This is a genomic window from Brucella pseudogrignonensis (assembly GCF_032190615.1).
Taxonomy (GTDB): Bacteria; Pseudomonadota; Alphaproteobacteria; order Rhizobiales; family Rhizobiaceae; genus Brucella; species Brucella pseudogrignonensis_B.
Window position 1 is genome coordinate 300861 of the sequence record NZ_JAVLAT010000003.1, and the last position, 17687, is coordinate 318547.

Here is a 17687-nt window from a genome sequence, read left to right on the forward strand (position 1 = left end):
ATCAGCCCTCTCGCTTTTTCAGACGTGGGTCGAGTGTATCGCGCGCTGCGTCACCCAAAAGATTGATCGACAAAACGCAGAGTGTCAGCAACAGACCCGGCCAAAGCACGATTGATGGCTTGATGCGGAAAAACTGGCGCCCCTCGGCCATGATGTTGCCCCAGGTCGGAATTTCTGTGCTGATACCGGCACCGAGAAACGAGAGGATTGCTTCGGTAAGGATTGCGGATGCCACAATATAAGTGCCCTGCACAATCAGCGGTGCCATCGTATTGGGCAGCAGATGCCGTAACAGAATCTTCGGTGTGCTTGAACCAAGTGCTAAGGCTGCTTCAACATACGGTTCCTCACGCGCGGTCAGAATGACAGAGCGGACCAGACGCACGACGCGGGGAATTTCCGGAATGGTGATCGCTATGATGACAGAACCAATCGATGGACCGTTGAGAGCGACCAGAGCAATTGCGATCAGGATCGATGGCATCGCCATCAAAGCATCCATCATACGCATGATGATAGCATCCGCCATACGGAAGAAACCGGCAATAAGACCGATGATCACGCCGACCCCGATAGAAGCTGCGGCTGCCAGAAGCCCGATCAGCAGCGAAATACGCCCGCCAAGGATCATGCGCGAAAACAGATCGCGACCATAATTGTCAGTTCCAAGCAGATATTCATCCGATGCAGGCTTAAGCCGCATCATGGGGTTCATGGCGAGCGGATCGTGCGGAGCAATCCACGGCGAAATGAGAGTGAGAACGATGATTGCAGTCAGCAATACACCTGCAATCATCGGCCCGATACCAACGCGTGCAACGCGCGGCAGCGAGAACATGCGGAGCATCCAATGCATACCCGCTGATGTTTTTTCTGAGCGCATCAATAACGAATCCTTGGGTCGAAAAGTGTATAGGAAAGGTCGATCAGCAGATTGACGAACACATAAAGCGCGCTTGTCAGCAGGATCATCGCCTGAATAACCGGATAATCGCGCGCGAGAACTGCATCGACCGTCAGGCGCCCTATGCCCGGAATATTGAAAATGCTTTCGGTCACGACCACGCCGGAAATCAGCAGGGCAAAGCCGGTGCCAACGATGGTCACGACCGGCACAGCTGCGTTTTTGAGCGCGTGAACGAAGAGCAGTCGGCGATCACTCACGCCTTTTGCACGCGCGGTGCGAATATAATCTTCGCCAAGCACATCAAGCATTGCCGCACGGGTCATGCGGGCAATCAGCGCAATGTAGATCGAAGCGAGTGTAAGAGCTGGCAGAATTGCGCGCTCCAGAAAGCCACCCAAGCCCGATGAAATCGGCTTGAAACCCTGCACCGGAAGCCAGCCAAGATTGACCGAAAAAATCAACAACAGCACATAGCCGACAAGAAAGACTGGAACGGAAAAGCCAAGAACCGAAAAGCTCATGACGAGATAATCAGCCCATGACCGGTGGCGCCATGCAGCAACCACACCCATTGGAATAGCGACAAGCACTGCGATGATAATGGTCAGCACAGCGATAGAAATTGTGGGGCCGATACGCTGCGAAACCATGTCGAGAACTGGCACGCCGGAAATCAGCGACACGCCAAGATCGCCCTGCAGAATATTCCCCATCCAGGTGAAATACTGGGTGAGTATTGGCTCATTAAGGCCCATTGCTTCGCGGATGCGTTCAAGCTGTTCGGTGGTGGCGGCATCGCCAGCCAGAATTGCAGCCGGATCACCCGGCGTCAGTCTCAGGAGGAGGAATACAAACACCGATACCAGCAACAACACCGGCACGAGTGCGAAGATACGTTTTAACAGATAGACAGCCATATGCGCGTCCCGCTTGAGGTGGGACCGGCAGCGTGCCGGACCCACATTGAACTGGGAGCTATCGCACGAAGGGCGATAGCTGCGGGCGGATTACTCTTCGGTCTTTTTCACATTCCAGAAGACTGGAACAGGCGAACCAAGCATATCAACGACATTGCTTCTGCGGCCCTGCGGCGGGTTATATTCACCGAGCGGAATATAGAGAACATTTTCCAGTGTCTGCGCCTGTATCTTTTCTACCGCAGCTTTCTGCTCTTCAGGTGTTTTTGCTGCGATATATTCCTTTTTCAGCGCTTCAATCTTCTCGTCTTCCGGCCAGCCAAACCAGCCCTGCTCGCCACGACCGTTCAGCATGACAGAATTCAATGGCGTTGATAGTTCTGGAATCTGCCAGTTGGTGAAGAACATATTCCAGCCTCCCTTGGAGGGCTCATCTTTCGATGCGCGACGGCCTACCAGTGTTTGCCAGTCCATCGGTTGCATATCGACAGTGAAACCGGCTGCACGCAATTGTTGGGCTGCAACGACGGGCTGTGGTGACAGACTGGAAACGTCGGTTGGCTGCATCAATACAACCGGCGTTCCGTCATAACCTGCCTTTTTAAGCAAAGCCTTTGCTTCTTCGACATCACCCTGTGCAACAATAGTTTCGGAGCCGACATCGGTCGCATTTGGTGTGCCACAGCCAAAAATTGCGCCGCAAACCTTATAGTAGTTCGGATCGGCCATAAGAGCCGCCAGTACCGGTTCCTGCGACATGGCCAGGAAGGCAGCACGGCGAATGTCCGGGTTATTGAATGGCGGATGTTTAAAGTTAAACCGTCCCATGGTTTGATAGCCGAGCGGATCGCGCTGTTCCAATACAACCGTATCATCGCCGTCAAACAGCGGCACCAGATCGACTGGAACCTGTTCAATGTAGTCGATTTCTCCGCTTGTCAGCGCATTTGCAGCGGTTTGCGCATCCGTCATAGTGACCCAGCGAACCTTATCGACATTGACGACCTTGCCGCCTGCCATCCAGCTGGCTGGTTCGCTGCGCGGTACGTAATCTTCGTTCTTTATGTAGGTCACGCCGACGCCGGGTTGGAACTCGGCGGGTACGAACTTGAACGGCCCCGAACCAATATGTTCTGTAATCGCTGTGTCAGCAGGCGTTGCCGCGATACGCGCTGGCATAATGAATGGCGGCAATGCGGACTGCTTGGCAATCGTATCGAGGAACGGTGCGAATGGCTCCTTGAGCGTCCAGACGATCGTTTTATCGTCGTTTGCTTTGAGCGAATCTGTGATGTCCATGATCAGCTGGCCACCCGTATCGCGCTTAGCCCAGCGTTCAAGCGAAGCGACAACGTCCGCAGCCGTTACCGGCGCACCATCATGGAATTTGAGACCATCGCGTAATGTGAAAGTATAGGTTTGGCCGTCATCTGAGACGGTCCAGTCTGCCATTTGTGGTTGAGGCTTGAAGTTTTCATCGACGGCAATCAGCACGTCATAAATCATATAGGCATGATCGCGCGTAATGTGCGCAGTGGTGATCACCGGATCGAGCATACGCAGATCCGAGTGCATAACAGCAGTTAATGTTGTTTCTGCTGCGGCATGTCCGGCACTCAATGCAATGAGCGAAGCTGCAATGCCATATTTGAACTTGCGGAGGATAGTCCCAGTCTGTGGTGGTTTAAAAAACGTCATATACTTGGTTCCTCTGAAGGTTGTTATTATTGTTTTATTTGAATGGTTCTCCGAGTGGCTCCAGCCGAATGCCCGAACGCAAATTCTTCCATGATAGTTTTGCAGGGCTAAGCGGCATTGCGCCTGGAGCGGTGCATACAAGAAGCTTTTCGGCAATTGGGGCAAAATCAGCGCGGAAATGAACCGAACTCTTATTGACCAGAATGGCTTCCTGTTCAGGCTCAATACCGACCATGCGATAAAGCGCACGATCCGCCATCTGTGCGAGATTTGTGGTCACGACAACCCTCGTTCCACCGAGCCGCAGACAGGCCGATGGCCCCATATCAAGCCACGTCCCACCATAATAGGGGCCCGTTGCATGCGCCTTACCGTCAGATAGCTTTTCGACGGTAAATTTAGCCTTATATGGCTCGTCACCTGCAATGCCCGACTTGCCGCCGAGTGCAATTTCGACTTCGGCCCCCTCGCCTGCCTGATGCGCGATCTTTGCTGCTTCAGGATCATGAATACAGCCAATCGAGGCTCGCTTTGCACCACTTGCAACAAGCGCACGTAACATGCCAGTTGTGTCGGAGCTACCACCGGCGCCGGGATTATCCTGCGTATCAGCAATGACGATTGGGCGGCTTGCATCGCGGGAAAGCTCTATCGCCTTCTCAACGCCTTCTTCTGGCAAATATGCTGTCCCTGAGAATGCAGGTTCTGCCGCAGCCAATGCTTCCAGTATCTGATCGGCATAGGCTTCAACAGCTTGTTTGTCCCAGCCATACGCAAACACCGATGGGCCACATTCGGCAAAATCAGCCGCCGGGAAACCCATAAACAATGAAGCCGTTTCAACGCCTTCCGGCAGATCAATGGTCCTGCCGTAAAGGCCTTTGGCGGGCTGTTCGTCCGTGCATTGCCAGGCAATCGGAATGAGATAATCACCTTGTCGCATTGCCTTATGCCAGCCGTGAGGCTTGTCCATCAGCGCCTGTAATGCTTCTGCTGCACGATAACCTGTTTCGGCCATATCAATATGCGGATAGGTGCGGAAGCCAACCATGACATCGGCATAGTCAAACATGCGCTTCGTGATATTGCCATGAAGATCTAGCGCTACGGATAGCGGCTCAATTGGGCGCACCGCACGAACGCGCTCAAGCAGTTCGCCTTCGCCATCATCAATATGCTCAGCAACCATGGCGCCATGCAGATCAATGAATATACCATCAAGCGGACCACAGTCTTTCAACCCTGCAACGATTTCGGAAACGATTGCCTCATAGGCATCTTTGGTAACGGGTGCGGAAGGAATAGCGCCGGCCCACAAGATCGGCACGACTTCCCAGCTCGCTTCCCGCGCAAATTTCAGCGCCCCGGCGATACCAAGATTAACATTCTGCGCATTTTTGAAAATCGCGTCGCCACGCGAAAGCGGGATATATCCGCCGCCCTGAATAAACGCTTCTAACGTTGCAGGACTGGCGGCAAAAGTGTTTGTTTCATGCAAAAAGCCAGCTACAGCCACGCGTTTTGACACGAGCGTACTCCCATCTTCCTGGTTTGCCCCCTCGGGCTATTACGTGTATCTGTCAGCGATACATCTATATTGATTTTTTATGATAGGGACCAACTTTGACGCTTGTCAATCATTGAATCTGGATTAAAGCTTTTTCTTATGAACACATTTCGGGACTTACGCGGCATTTCAACTTTTGATCCGGACGAAGCGGCAGCGTTTCAGGACGATCCGCTATTTTTGCGCTCCGTCGCAAGGACAGTTGCGGTCATGTCTGCTTTTCAAACTGCGAGACATCCATTGTCTCTTAGTCAGGTTGCAACTGCTGCGGGCATCGATAGAAGCGCCGCACAGCGCATTATTCATACGCTTCTTGCACTGAACATGCTCGCTCGTGACCCCGACGATCGCGGTTATTTGCCGGGGCTGCGTGTACTCGACATGACCCATGATCTTTTGCGTCTCAACCCGATGTTACAGCGTGCAAATCCAGTCATGCTGGAGCTTCGTCGCCGCGTGAGCGAGCGCGTTGATCTGTCTCTTTTTGACGATGTTCGCGTGATATACGCGTTGCGCATGCCCTCAAAACATGAGGTCTTTAGTGCAACTATAGTTGGTAATGCAGTTCCGACCTATTGCACGGCGGGCGGGGTAGCAATTCTCTCGCGACTGCCAGACGACACAATTGCCGATATTGTCAGCCGCTCGGACATGACACCATTTACACCGCATACCGTGCGGGATTTGGAAGGTGTGATGGAGTATGTTCGTGCCACACGCGAACGGGGACACTCTCTGCTGTGCAGGCAGTTGCTCAGCCATGAGGTTGTTATTGGCGCGCCCATCATGGATTGGAAGGGCGCGCCGGTCGGGGCAATTCATGTGGCTGGGAGCTTACAGGAATGGACTCCTGAAAAGTTTAGCGAAAGCTTTGGCCCACTCATCCAAAACGCAGCCCAAACTATTTCGGAACCCAAAAGAGTTTAGGCTCCTTACGATCTTCAAGAAAACGACAGAGCCAAAGGATCGATGGTGGTTCTCCGGCCGTAAGTCAACTCGCCGATCAATGCCACAATAGCGTTTCGATCAATTCTGAAGTGGCAATGATGATCACCAATCGTTCCTTTCTGACCAAAATGCTCCGCGGGTATAGCCAACTTGTTTGATGAAGACCCCACGAAGCCGTTTTGCTCGTTCTAATGCGGTCATTTCAGTAGTGTAGTCATGCCATAATGCAAATGCATCATTACGTGCATGACGGTAGGAACGAGCTGTGGGTTAATGGCGACGCGGACGGAAAATCAGGTTAATCTGATCGTGAGCGGCAAGAAACCTTTGTGCATGCCGCGCTGACTTGAACCGTCCAAATATCTTCTCGCGTTTTCGGGTTGGCCTATGCGAGACGTCGATGGCGTTATTCAGGCCGTTATGGGCTCGGTGATCCGTATCTGGTGAAAGGTTTTGTATCGGCTTAATGTAACTGCGCAGCTAATCCGTCACGACCACACGTGGTTGACCGAATTGCTTCACCAGTCTGCAGAAAAACCGATTGGCAGCCTTTGTGTTACGGCGCGTTTGAACCAGAATATCAAGAACATCGCCGTCTGCGTCAATTGCCCGCCAAAACCAGAACCTCTCTCCGCCGATCATCACGACGACCTCATCGATGTGCCATTTGTCATTTGGCTGTGGTCGGCACTTGCGGATACAGTCGGCAAAATGGCGACCGAAGCGATTAATCCAGAGGCGAACTGTTTCCCGGCTGTCAAGCACGCCACGCTCTGCAAGAAGATCGTCTACATCCGCCGTGCTCACGCAAATCGATGATAGGTCCAGACAGCGTAGGCTCAGGACTCATTCCTTTCCAAGCCAGAATATAACGGCTGCTGCGAGATCTATTGCTGCTTGGAACACAATCGGGCAGCGATCATAACGGGTAGCAATTCTTCGCCAGTCTTTCAGTCTGCCAAACATGATTTCGATACGATTGCGCCGTTTATATCGGCGTTTGTCATACTTGATAGCCTTCTTGCGGTTTTTGCGCCCCGGTATGCACGGCTTTATCTCTTTGTCTTTTAACCGTTTTCTGAACCAGTCAGCATCATAGCCTCTGTCTGCAAGAAGCCAGTCAACCTTCGGCAGTTTATCGATTAGAACTGCTGCTCCTTTATAGTCGCTGATTTGCCCTGCCGTGACATGGAAACAAATGGGACGCCCCTGCGTATCGGTGACGGCATGCAACTTGGTATTTATGCCACCCTTCGTCCGACCGATCAGGCGTCCAGCGCCCCCTTTTTTAACCGTAGGCTTGAAGCCGTACGGTGTGCTTTCAAATAGGTCGCATCCATCATCACAGTCTTGCCGACTGATGATTGTGAAGACAGGCCTTCAAATATCTGCGCAAATATCCCCTTGTGACACCAACGGTTCCAACGATTATAGAGCGTTTTACAAGGCCCGTATTCCCGAGGGGCATCACACCACCGTAACCCATTGCGAAGAATGAAGATAATTCCACTCAAGACACGCCTGTCATCAACGCGTGGACGTCCATGGCTCTTGGGAAAAAACGGGCGAAGGCGTGACATTTGTCCTTCGCTCAGCCAGTAAAGATTACTCATTGATCAGCCTCCTCAAACGAAACTGAATCACCTCTCCTTTCTGAAATCAATGGGTCCTGAGCCTAAGCGCGTAACACTGACGCTCGACACCGCTTCGTCGGTTCTTGATCTGCCTGTGCGTCAGCCAACTGCCGATGACGCAAAGGTCGTCTTCCAGAAGCCAGCGCATGGCCCGGCAACACCAATGACCCAGCTTGATCCGGGCAGCGTGCGCCGCTGGACCGAGCAGGATCATGTCACAGGCGAAACGCTCTATGTGACAGAAGGTATTGGCGGTTTGTTTGGCGAAGGCATTTTGCGATTTGATGATATCGGTACCGAACTCAGCCATAGTCTGAAACGAGAATTTCGGGTGCGCGACGACAATCCGCTAACCGCATCCTATGTGCTCACACAGGCTTATCGTATGGGACGCGAAGGATGGATGATTGATATTGAAACAACGACCAGCCTACGTTCGGATCATCAGAATTTCTATATCTCGGGAGTTTTAAACGCCAAAGAAAACGGCAAAGACGTCAAACAGCGTACCTGGGAACAAACCATTCCGCGCGATCACCTTTAGACCTGTTTAAACACCAGGTCAGTTTTCATGGCCTGACATTATTCATTATAAGATGAGTGGAGTTACTTCGGAACACTGGAAAAAGAGATTGCGGTAATGACGCAATACTTAAAACATTTTTTCGGCGCAAAACCAACATGAGGCTGCTCAATATTGAACAGCCTCATGCTTATATTTAACGATCAGAACGAGCGCTGGAAACGTAGTTTCAAACCAAGCGCATCCTGTCCATCCAGAGCGATACGCTTGTTGTTCCACTGAACATAGGTAACTTCAGGCGTGATGTTAAATCCTGGTACTAATGCATAACTGACATTGCCAGTCGCCATCAGGGTTTCGCTGGCATCATAGCCAACTTGTAAATTGATTTTAGCTTTCTTGGTTGCCTGATAGGCAAGTCCACCCCACAAAGCCCAATCGCCACCCCATGTACCATAGAAACTATCTACAATACGATAGACTTCTCCATTGGCATTAGCTTTATAATGATCATCATTTGATTTATAGGCGAACTGTGACCAAAGAGAGAATTTGTCATTCAGCTTGAGATCAACCTTGACCTTAGCAGCCCATTCTTCGTTACGCGCATCATAGGCAGCTACGCCAGCAATACTGCCCCATGATTGAGCATATTTTAGCCCTCCGACGACATGCGGCATATAATCATCGATGGTAACATCAACGTCGGCGTCTGAATTACCGCCTTGTTCAAGCGACAAAATGGCCGAGAAGCCTTCCTTGTTTTTGTAGGTATAGCTGATGAGATTTGTGCGATACCCACCGGCCAGAATGACGTCATCGTTCAGCACATTGCCGAGATAATCAGAGAAGGTGACGAATGCAGACTGGTCGAGACCAACGCGCAGACCACCAAGTTCGATAAAGCCGAGACGCAGGGAGCCAGACGATGAAGAATCTGCGCCATTGTACCACTGATAGCGCGTTTCGGTGACTGTCTTGAGGGTGCCGAGTTCAGTTTCGCTCCCAGTAAATGTGCGGAAAGTAAAACGGGTCAGCTGCCCGTACGTATCCATTTTTTTGGTGCTTGGAACGCGTGCATAGGCATAGTCCCTGCCGCTGATATCATAACGCACATAACCAGCAAAACGCAGGCAGGTTTCGGTTCCGGGAATATAGAAATAACCCTTGCCATAGGCATCGCAAACGCGAACATATTCAACAGCTTCAGGCTCGGGTGCAACAATGGTATCGGCAGCCGATGCAACTTGCGACATTGCCAGAACAGCGACCGATGCAGCTAGAATATTCTTCATTTGAGTAGGTGTCCCCTTTGATTTTAGACAATAAGAGTTTTTCGGCGGAAAGAGACTTTCCGTCGTGCTAAGAACAGACTGCCGGAACTCGCTAAAACCGGCTGCCTGCTATAACTGTGAATGCTGGATTACGTGCCTGATATGGACAAAGCGCCCCGCCACGTCATCAACCCCAATCCCCCATCTGAATTTCTAAAGCTTGCAATGACGCGCCATCATCTCGGCAACGTCTTCCCGCCCCTCTTCGCGCAGTTTTTTGATCGCAGCACTCATATCTGCCGACCGTTCGTCCTGCCCGAGCTTGAACTTGATTTCCATCTTCTCAATCGGCATTTCGTAGCCGACGATATTGGGCAGACGCCGCTCCAGACCACCGGGACCGAGTTCCTTCATCTGCCAAGGCTTATCACGACCCTTTTCCATATGTTTGACGAGCTCGTGGAGATGTTTGGCGGTCGCTGCTTCCGACAGGATTTTGGGCGCGCCGTGAATATGAGCAACCATAAAACTCCAAGTCGGCGCGCTGTCCCTTTCTGGATAACCCGGATACCATGACGATGATACATAGTGACCAGCATCCATCAGGATTGCGATTGATGGCAGGCCGCGTTGCAGAAATTCAACGTGATCGTTAGATGCAGCAACATGCGAGACCAGCGTGCCGTTTTCGCCGCGTGTCCGATCCATCATGAAGACGGGGTGCGATATAGCAACGCCTCCCTCATGGCTGGTGATCAAAGTACCAAGCACCGTTCTATCAACGAGATCGAAAACCTCGGTCGTATCGGACGGCTGGAAATAGGGCTTTGTATAGAGCATCGCTTGTCTCTTGATTTCAGGCGTGAATAGCGGGCAGTCGATCAGACCATGGGCACATGGCTTCCAACTGACCTGCGAGTTCGAATAGCAAATTTTCGGCCCCATAAGGAGCAATGAACTGGCTACCGATTGGCAAACCATCAGACGTTTCATGGAGGGGAACACTCATCGCAGGCAACCCAGCAGCGTTGACCGGATGGGTGAAGGTTGTCAGTTCGAGAAACTGCCGGGCAAACCCCTTCCAGTCGGGTGAGCGCACGTCGAGCATCCCAAGCGGAAATGATCCAACCGGCATGATCGGGCTTAACACCACATCGCATTCTTCAAACAGGCGACCAAAACTGCGCGCGGTACTGTTGGCGGTTAAACGCGCCTGAATGACGTCTGTGGCGGTCAAGCTATTGCCATAAGAGGCCAACCCCAGATTTGAAGGCTCAAAATAGAGATTATTGGCAGGCTTTGCCATTGTCGCGGCAACATCCGCCACTTCAATTGCGGTATAAACAGCGATCAGTTTTTGTATGGCATCTGCAAGCTGAATACCATCAAAATCTGGCTTTACCTGAACAACATTATGTCCGAACCGTTCGCACAACGCAATCGTCGCCTCAAGTGCTGCTACTGTCTTCTCGTCGAGAGCTTGATTGAGATCAGACTGTTGCCAAACTCCAATACGAAGCTTTTGCGGTGCCGTTCTGACACTGTTGACGAACAGGTCCATCTTGGCCGGGGCCGCATAAAGCGAACCCGGTTCAAGAGCATCTGTCAGATCAAGCATCATTGCGGAATCGCGAACTGAACGCGTCAAAACATGATGGCTGACCATTCCGCCCCAGTTTTCTGTCGAGACCGGACCGCATGGGACACGCCCGCGCGACGGACGCAGCCCGAAAAGCCCGCCACAAGATGCGGGGATACGGATCGAGCCTGCTCCGTCATTACCATAAGCCACAGGCACCATACGCGCGGCAACTGCCGCTGCCGCACCGCCGGAAGAACCGCCAATGCTGCGTGTCACATCCCACGGATTAAGTGCCGGACCATGAAGCGAAGATTCCGTTGCGATATTACAGGAAAACTCAGGCAGATTGGTCTTGCCTATCACCACCAAACCAGCGGATTTATAGCGTTTGACGAGTTCATGATCGCGCTGCGAGATATTTCCCTCTGCCGCACGACATCCAAAGGACATTGCTGCACCGGAATAGGAAGGGCAATCATCCTTCAATAAAACCGGAACACCCTTAAGCGGACCTTCTGGCAGCGATTTAAGCTGTTCTTCCGCTTGATCGCGCATCTCATGGATCACAGCATTCAGCTCGGGATTGCAGCGATCAATGGCTGCAAATGCCTCATGAATAGCCTCATGCGGCGACAGAATTTTGGCGCGAATGGCCTCTCCCAGACCGACCGCATCGGCCCGGGTGTAGTCAAACGATTTAGACGTCATGGGGTTATCCCAATGCTAAGCTCACCAAGCGGAGCGTTTTAATGTTCCTTGCTGATCATCCAGAAGCGATCTGTATCGCCTGCCCAGCCTTTGTAATCATTCACTTTCGGGCCCGTCGCCGTGATAGACGGCAAATTGACCAGACCAAGGATTGGAACCTGTTCGGCCATCAGCGTATTGAGCTCGTTGAAAAGCTTCTTGCGTTCTTCGACATTGCTTGTCACTGAAACCTGCTTGAGAAGCTCTTCCGCCTCGGCATCATCCCACTGGCGTGCAGCATCCGCCTTCTTGTCACCGATCATTGACTGGAAAGACAAAAGCGGATCAAGACGGGCGGAATAAGCGAAAACGGCAAGTTCATAGGCGCCACGGCGATACTGGTCGAGTTGTGTCGCCCAATCACGCACCTCAAGCTGTGCATTGATGCCGGAAGCTGCAAGGAATGCCTGAATAATTGTAGCAACCTGTACACGGTTTTGGCGGTTGGCGACCAAAAGGCTGATCGGTTCACCCTTATATCCCGCCTTCGTCAACAGCTCCTGCGCTTTGGCTGGATCGTATGCCGGCCATGCGGCTGCCTGATTATCGGAATAGATGGTGTTTGGTGCAATAACCGAAGGATTAGGCGCGTACATCCCCTCGCCGATGGCGGCCGCAAGCTGATCAAGGTCAATCGCATGCGCAATCGCCTGACGTATCTGCGGATCTTTGAGCTTATCGGAAGTAGATTGTATCTGAAGCACCATCCATGCTGGCGTCTGCTGCACATTGACCTTCATGCCTTTTGCTTCCAGATCTTTGACGCCTGTTGGCTCCACTTCATCGATGAAGTCGATCTCACCGGAAAGCAAGCCATTGGTGCGTGTGCTTGAATCAGGAACAGTCATGAACTGAATGGTCTTTACATGGCCTTTCTTGTTCCCCACCAGACCGTCGACATCGCCTGGCAGAGCCGCGTAATCATCGAAACGGGTCAGGTCCAGATAACGACCACGCTCCCATTTGGAAAAAGCATAGGGACCAGTGCCAATCGGCTTTACAAATTTGCCATCTGCATCAACGGATTCCGGACTCAATATCCATGGCGTGCACTGGATGGTAGACATGGTAATGACGAAGTTTGGCGCAGGTGTCGCAAAACTAAAGCGCACCGTGCTGTCATCAACAGCCTCGACGGACTTCAATTCCGAGTCTACCTTGCCATTATAGCGATTGACGCATTGAAACGCTGTATCCGGCTTGAGATAACGCTCGAAATTCCAAACGACATCTTTGGCAGTCAGGTCTTTGCCATTCTGGAACTTGACGCCTTTGCGCAATTTGAATTCATAGACCGTATGATCGGCATTCGAGGTCCAGCTCTCTGCCAGCATCGGCTTGATTGCGAGGTCGTCGCCATAAGCGACCAGACCTTCGGCAATATGGGCAACAACCATATCGGCATTGGCATCGCGATTGACGCCCGGATTGATGCTCGCAACATCAGAGTGAATGGCGACGCGCAAGGTCTCATCGTCTGCAGCATATGCTTGGAAGGATGTGGCGCTGAGACCAAGAAGCGCCATGCTGAGTGCAGAGCGGATTGAAATTGGATTGAACATTTTGGTTTCCCCTTTTTGTTTTTGATTTAGCGCTATGGTCAGCTTTGTGACCTCAACACGTCCGCGAAAAATGCTTCGACCGGCTCCAGCACTTTGAAAGGCTCATGAGCCACGCCCGGCACCCTGTCCCTGCGAACCGCGATGCCATGCGCCTCAAAAGACTTGGCCAGTGCTTCAATGCGGTCGATCCGGCAATCGCCCTGCAGATCGGCGCCGTCCATCCAGAAGGCGCTTTCACGCGGGATGGCGATTTCCCAAGTTGCGATATCTTCCTCACCGATCACTGTATGAACCGTAACAGCCTTCATTGCTTCAAGCTCAATGCGGCAGCCAAAACGTGCTTCAACATCGCGAACGCCAACCCACCAGTCATAATTGGAATTGAGCAGAGTTACGACGCCCGGTGCTCCGATAGAGACGGCCTTGAGCCTGTGAGGATGCAACATGAAAAAGCGCTGGCAGAACTGCCCGCCGCCCGAAAAGCCGTACATTATGGCGCGATTGCTTTTGAGGCGATACTTGGCGGCCACTTCGTCGATCATCGACAGCAGAATATGATCAAAGCGAATGCCGTGAAACTCGATGCGCTTGTAGTTGGCAAGATCGCCCTGGACGACGATGCCAGCAGGAAACAGCGGCGCCAGAACAATGCAGCGGTTCTTTTGCGCAAAACTTGCAAAGTGATCGCGATATTGTGCCGCCGTCCGCCCCGTCCCGTGAATGATGACGATTAATTCGTGCGTTTCGGTACCGTCCTCATCATAGTCCTCGGGGACATAAAGGCAGTAACTGAAACGCTGATCAAACTGACTTGCAAAAAACGTCGTCGCGCCGAAATCGTAGAAGCTGAGTTTTTTGCCATGGCCCTGCCGCTTGGTGACAGGCTTTTCCTCAGTGATGGACATGACCGCCCTCCTCTCCGGATTTCGTATTTGCACTATCGCCGCGCCATTTGAGTTTGACGCCACCCTCACCCGTCAGTTCGAGCATTGGAATGGCTGACAAAAGACGTCGGGTATAGTCGTTTTGCGGCGCGTCAAAAATATCGTCGCGCGTTCCCTGCTCTATAATGCGACCGTCATTCATCACGACCACACGATCGGCAATTTGTTCAACCACGCCCAGATCATGAGTAATGAACAGGCAACCGAAGCCATAGCTCTGCTGCAGCTTGGCGAAGAGATCGAGAACCTGCGCACGCACCGTTACGTCAAGCGCCGAGACTGCTTCATCCGCAATGACAAAAGCGGGACGGCGAACGAGCGCACGCGCAATCGCCACACGCTGACGCTGACCGCCCGACATTTCATGCGCATAGCGATTGGCATAGTCTCCACCGAGGCCAACGTCCTCCAGTGTTTCGCGAACACGATCCACTTTCTGGCTTGACGAAAGCTCTTTCGAGAAACGCAGCGCCTCACCGACCAACTCGCTGACTTTCATACGCGGATCGAGTGATGAATAAGGGTCCTGAAACACCATCTGCGTGTGATAACGATAATCCTGATAATGGGATGAACGTCTCTCGACAGGCTGTCCCTTGAACAGCAACTTCCCTTCGCTCGGCTTGATTAGTCCAGCCATCACGCGCGCGGCCGTGGTCTTGCCCGAACCGGAGCCGCCAACCACGGCAACAACCTCGTTGGGCAGGACATCAATCGTAACCCCGTGCAGAGCTCGCTTGCCACCAGCTTTCTTGAACCAGCCACCCCGGCCTTCATAATCGACAACAAGATCGCGCACGCTGATCAGCGGATCAGCCTTTGGAACCACGCGTGCAGGCCCACGAACCGGTAATGTCGAAAGCAGTTTGCGGGTGTAATCATGCCGGGGCTTTGCCAGAACATCCGCGGTATCACCCGTTTCAACCACTTCACCATGGCGCATCACAACCACACGTTTGGAATAGCGCGCAATCATTGGAAGATCGTGGCTGATCAGCAAAACGGTCGTGCCACGTTCCCGCGTGAGATCGACCAGCAACTCCATAACCTCGCGCTGGATAACGGCATCAAGCGCAGTGGTCGGCTCGTCGGCGATCAGCAGATCAGGCTTCATGAGCATCGCGCAGGCGATCATGATGCGCTGGCGCATTCCGCCTGAGAACTCATGTGGGAACGCCTCAATCGCCCGATCAGGATCGGCAATACCAACACGCAACAACATGGCTCTGATCCAGTCGGCATGTTGTGCCTTCTCGGCTGGAAAGTGCAGTTCCAGCCCTTCTTCAAGCTGCCGCCCGATGGTCAGTGACGGGGTGAGCGAAGTCATCGGTTCCTGAAAGATCATGGCAATGCCATCGCCACGCAGCCCGCGCAAAGCGGTCGGCGACATCGTTGACACGTTCTGCCCCTTGAAGCGGATCGCACCATGACTTGTTTTAATGGACGCCGGAACCAGCCCCATAATGGCCCGCGCGAGCATGGTTTTGCCGGAGCCGGATTCACCAACGATGCCGAGAATTTCGCCAGCTTTTATGGAGAAGGAAGCGCGCTTGACGATCTCCAGCGCACTGTCGCCAACACGCAGGCTGACATCGTCGATTTCAAGCAGGGGTGCGGAAGTCATGAGCGCTTCCTCATGCGTGGGTCGAGGCGGTCGCGCAACGCGTCACCAAGAAGATTAATACCAAGCAGCGACAGCGAAATTGCAAGGCCGGGGAAGATACCAAGCCAAACGGCCTGCTCAATAAAATTACGGCTTCCCGCCAGCATATTGCCCCAAGTCGGCGCTGGCGGCGGCACACCCAGACCCAGAAAGCTGAGCGAGCTTTCTGCAAGAATTGCCCAGCCGCACATGGACGTTGCCATAACGAGAACAGGCGCCAGACAGTTGGGCAGAATATGGCGCACCATCGTATAGATTTCCGAGTTTCCCATGACGCGGGAGGCCTCAACGAACTCCCGTTCACGCAGGCTCAAAACCGTGCCACGGACCACGCGGATCACGGAAGACATATAGGCCAGAGCAAGTGCCAAGATGATTCCGTTCTTGTTGGCACCAAAGACGGCCAACAAACCAAGCGCCATCAATATGCCGGGGAATGCCAGCAAAGCATCATTGACCATCATCAACAGCCGGTCGAACCAGCCACGCAAGAAGCCGCTGATCGCCCCGATAAGCACTCCACCGAGGGTAGCAAGAAAGACTGTGAACACGCTGATTGAAACACTGGCCGATGCGCCTCTCATAAGACGGCTCAGCTGGTCGCGCCCAAATTCATCCGTACCCAGCCAATGCGCAGCACTTGGCGGCGCAAGACGCGCAGCAAAGTCGAGGGCCAGCGGGTTGTAAGGCGTCCAGAAGGAACCTACCACCGCTATCGTGAGAAGTGTTGCGGTCAAGGTTCCGCCAATAATCGCGTTGAGAGAGAGATTTTTCATTTCGCCGTCACCTTCGGGTCGAAGAACGGATAGAGAAGGTCCACGATCAGATTGACCAGCACATAAACGCAGGCTGTGAACAGCAAACAGCCCTGAATGACGGGATAATCGCGAGCAAAGATCGCATCAACCAGAAGCCTGCCAAGTCCGGGAATCGTGAAAACCGTTTCCACAACTGCAATACCGCCAAGCAGATTGCCAAGGATCAGCCCCAACAATGTCCAAGTCGGTCCAAACGCATTACGGAAAGCGTGACGCCACATCACGGTTGCTTCCGGCAGTCCCTTGGCGCGGGCATGGGTGATGTAATCCAGATTCAGCACTTCAAGCGTCGAGGCGCGCGCCATCCGCAGAATTACGCCGATTTCATGAAGAAACAGTGTGGTGATCGGCAAAACCAGATAGAGAAACGCTTTCCATGGGTTCTCACCAAAGCTGACATAGCCGACAATCGGCAACCAGCCGAGCTTGAGGCCAAAGGCCAGCAACAGCAGCAAGCCCATCCAGAATGCCGGAACAGAAAGCAGCAAGGTGGCACCGGTCACAAGCGTCAGATCGGTCAGGCTGTTCTGCTTCCAGGCTGCGATCATTCCAAGCGGAACAGCGACAAGCGTAGAAAGCACCACCGCTGACACGACGATACGCGCGCTGACCGAAAAACGCTCCAGAACCAACGGAAGCACCGGCTGCTGGTTGGCAATCGAAACGCCAAGATCGCCATGTAAAACATTGCCACCCCAGATCAAGAATTGGGTGAAGATACTGTGATTGAGGCCTAGCTGCTCGCGCAGCGTGGCCAGCGTCGCAGCATCCGCAGAATCGCCCAGCATCAGGGCTGCAGGATCGCCCGGTATCAACCGGACAATCACAAACACAGCCACTGCCACGATCAGCAATGTTGGTATGGCCATGCCTATTCTGGAGAGCGCAAAGCGCAGCATTTCT

General features: G+C 52.8%; 15 protein-coding genes and 1 pseudogene. 2 read left to right on the plus strand and 14 right to left on the minus strand.

Features of this window, described 5'->3' with window-relative positions:
• Position 1 precedes the first annotated feature (1 nt).
• From RI570_RS19220 to RI570_RS19235, 4 genes are all read right to left on the minus strand, one after another.
• Positions 2-883: an ABC transporter permease gene (locus tag RI570_RS19220; protein ID WP_313830370.1), complete on the minus strand. Its 882-nt coding sequence runs from the start codon at positions 881-883 to the stop codon at positions 2-4.
• Complete coding sequence (locus RI570_RS19225) at positions 883-1824, minus strand: ABC transporter permease (protein ID WP_313830372.1); 942 nt, start codon at positions 1822-1824, stop codon at positions 883-885. Before RI570_RS19225 ends, RI570_RS19220 begins: the two co-directional genes overlap by 1 nt.
• A 90-nt stretch (positions 1825-1914) precedes the next feature.
• Positions 1915-3522 carry an ABC transporter substrate-binding protein gene (locus RI570_RS19230; RefSeq protein WP_313830374.1) on the minus strand — a complete coding sequence of 536 codons (1608 nt, stop codon included), beginning with the start codon at positions 3520-3522 and terminating at the stop codon, positions 1915-1917.
• 34 nt (positions 3523-3556) lie between these two features.
• Entirely contained in the window at positions 3557-5050 is a 1494-nt protein-coding gene (locus tag RI570_RS19235) for a M81 family metallopeptidase (RefSeq protein WP_313830376.1), read from the minus strand.
• Positions 5051-5188: 138 nt separating this feature from the next.
• Between RI570_RS19235 and RI570_RS19240 the strand changes: the two genes are divergently transcribed.
• Positions 5189-6016 carry an IclR family transcriptional regulator gene (locus RI570_RS19240; RefSeq protein WP_313830378.1) on the plus strand — a complete coding sequence of 276 codons (828 nt, stop codon included), beginning with the start codon at positions 5189-5191 and terminating at the stop codon, positions 6014-6016.
• A 213-nt stretch (positions 6017-6229) separates the two neighbouring features.
• Here RI570_RS19240 and RI570_RS19245 read toward each other — a convergent pair.
• Together RI570_RS19245 and RI570_RS19250 are read right to left on the minus strand one after the other, a co-directional pair.
• A pseudogene (locus RI570_RS19245) lies at positions 6230-6876 on the minus strand (IS6 family transposase); the annotation flags it as partial.
• Positions 6877-6883: 7 nt separating this feature from the next.
• Positions 6884-7650 (minus strand): IS5 family transposase gene (locus RI570_RS19250; protein WP_313829875.1). Its coding sequence is split into 2 segments (ribosomal slippage): positions 6884-7327 and positions 7330-7650, totalling 765 coding nucleotides; the frame shifts between segments, so codons are not numbered across the junction.
• Between the two features lie 49 nt (positions 7651-7699).
• Here RI570_RS19250 and RI570_RS19255 point away from each other — a divergent pair.
• Positions 7700-8215, plus strand: a complete 516-nt coding sequence (locus RI570_RS19255; protein WP_313830380.1) for a hypothetical protein — start codon at positions 7700-7702, stop codon at positions 8213-8215.
• Between the two features lie 182 nt (positions 8216-8397).
• Here RI570_RS19255 and RI570_RS19260 read toward each other — a convergent pair whose 3' ends face one another.
• The 8 genes from RI570_RS19260 to RI570_RS19295 all read right to left on the minus strand — a co-directional run bounded on the left by RI570_RS19260 (position 8398) and on the right by RI570_RS19295 (position 17683).
• A complete protein-coding gene (locus RI570_RS19260) occupies positions 8398-9489 on the minus strand; it encodes a porin (RefSeq protein WP_313830382.1) in 1092 nt (363 codons plus the stop codon).
• 192 nt (positions 9490-9681) lie between these two features.
• Entirely contained in the window at positions 9682-10308 is a 627-nt protein-coding gene (locus RI570_RS19265) for an FMN-binding negative transcriptional regulator (RefSeq protein WP_313830384.1), read from the minus strand.
• 16 nt (positions 10309-10324) lie between these two features.
• Positions 10325-11758: an amidase gene (locus RI570_RS19270; protein ID WP_313830386.1), complete on the minus strand. Its 1434-nt coding sequence runs from the start codon at positions 11756-11758 to the stop codon at positions 10325-10327.
• A 38-nt stretch (positions 11759-11796) separates the two neighbouring features.
• Positions 11797-13359 (minus strand): ABC transporter substrate-binding protein, encoded by a 1563-nt coding sequence (locus tag RI570_RS19275; RefSeq protein WP_313830388.1) that lies wholly within the window; start codon positions 13357-13359, stop codon positions 11797-11799.
• Positions 13360-13397: 38 nt separating this feature from the next.
• Positions 13398-14264 carry an alpha/beta hydrolase gene (locus RI570_RS19280; RefSeq protein WP_313830390.1) on the minus strand — a complete coding sequence of 289 codons (867 nt, stop codon included), beginning with the start codon at positions 14262-14264 and terminating at the stop codon, positions 13398-13400.
• Complete coding sequence (locus RI570_RS19285) at positions 14251-15927, minus strand: ABC transporter ATP-binding protein (protein WP_313830392.1); 1677 nt, start codon at positions 15925-15927, stop codon at positions 14251-14253. Before RI570_RS19285 ends, RI570_RS19280 begins: the two co-directional genes overlap by 14 nt.
• Positions 15924-16742: an ABC transporter permease gene (locus RI570_RS19290; protein WP_007878271.1), complete on the minus strand. Its 819-nt coding sequence runs from the start codon at positions 16740-16742 to the stop codon at positions 15924-15926. The genes RI570_RS19285 and RI570_RS19290 overlap by 4 nt, the downstream gene beginning before the upstream one ends.
• Positions 16739-17683 (minus strand): ABC transporter permease, encoded by a 945-nt coding sequence (locus RI570_RS19295; protein WP_313830394.1) that lies wholly within the window; start codon positions 17681-17683, stop codon positions 16739-16741. The genes RI570_RS19290 and RI570_RS19295 overlap by 4 nt, the downstream gene beginning before the upstream one ends.
• Between the last annotated feature and the right edge of the window lie 4 nt (positions 17684-17687).

Coding starts and splice junctions, on each gene's coding strand:
- RI570_RS19225 (WP_313830372.1), bottom strand. CDS start 1,824: ATGGCTGTCTATCTGTTAAAACGTATCTTCGCACTCGTGCCGGTGTTG.
- RI570_RS19265 (WP_313830384.1), bottom strand. CDS start 10,308: ATGCTCTATACAAAGCCCTATTTCCAGCCGTCCGATACGACCGAGGTT.
- RI570_RS19295 (WP_313830394.1), bottom strand. CDS start 17,683: ATGCTGCGCTTTGCGCTCTCCAGAATAGGCATGGCCATACCAACATTG.
- RI570_RS19220 (WP_313830370.1), bottom strand. CDS start 883: ATGCGCTCAGAAAAAACATCAGCGGGTATGCATTGGATGCTCCGCATG.
- RI570_RS19275 (WP_313830388.1), bottom strand. CDS start 13,359: ATGTTCAATCCAATTTCAATCCGCTCTGCACTCAGCATGGCGCTTCTT.
- RI570_RS19255 (WP_313830380.1), top strand. CDS start 7,700: ATGGGTCCTGAGCCTAAGCGCGTAACACTGACGCTCGACACCGCTTCG.
- RI570_RS19280 (WP_313830390.1), bottom strand. CDS start 14,264: ATGTCCATCACTGAGGAAAAGCCTGTCACCAAGCGGCAGGGCCATGGC.
- RI570_RS19240 (WP_313830378.1), top strand. CDS start 5,189: ATGAACACATTTCGGGACTTACGCGGCATTTCAACTTTTGATCCGGAC.
- RI570_RS19260 (WP_313830382.1), bottom strand. CDS start 9,489: ATGAAGAATATTCTAGCTGCATCGGTCGCTGTTCTGGCAATGTCGCAA.
- RI570_RS19290 (WP_007878271.1), bottom strand. CDS start 16,742: ATGAAAAATCTCTCTCTCAACGCGATTATTGGCGGAACCTTGACCGCA.
- RI570_RS19285 (WP_313830392.1), bottom strand. CDS start 15,927: ATGACTTCCGCACCCCTGCTTGAAATCGACGATGTCAGCCTGCGTGTT.
- RI570_RS19270 (WP_313830386.1), bottom strand. CDS start 11,758: ATGACGTCTAAATCGTTTGACTACACCCGGGCCGATGCGGTCGGTCTG.
- RI570_RS19230 (WP_313830374.1), bottom strand. CDS start 3,522: ATGACGTTTTTTAAACCACCACAGACTGGGACTATCCTCCGCAAGTTC.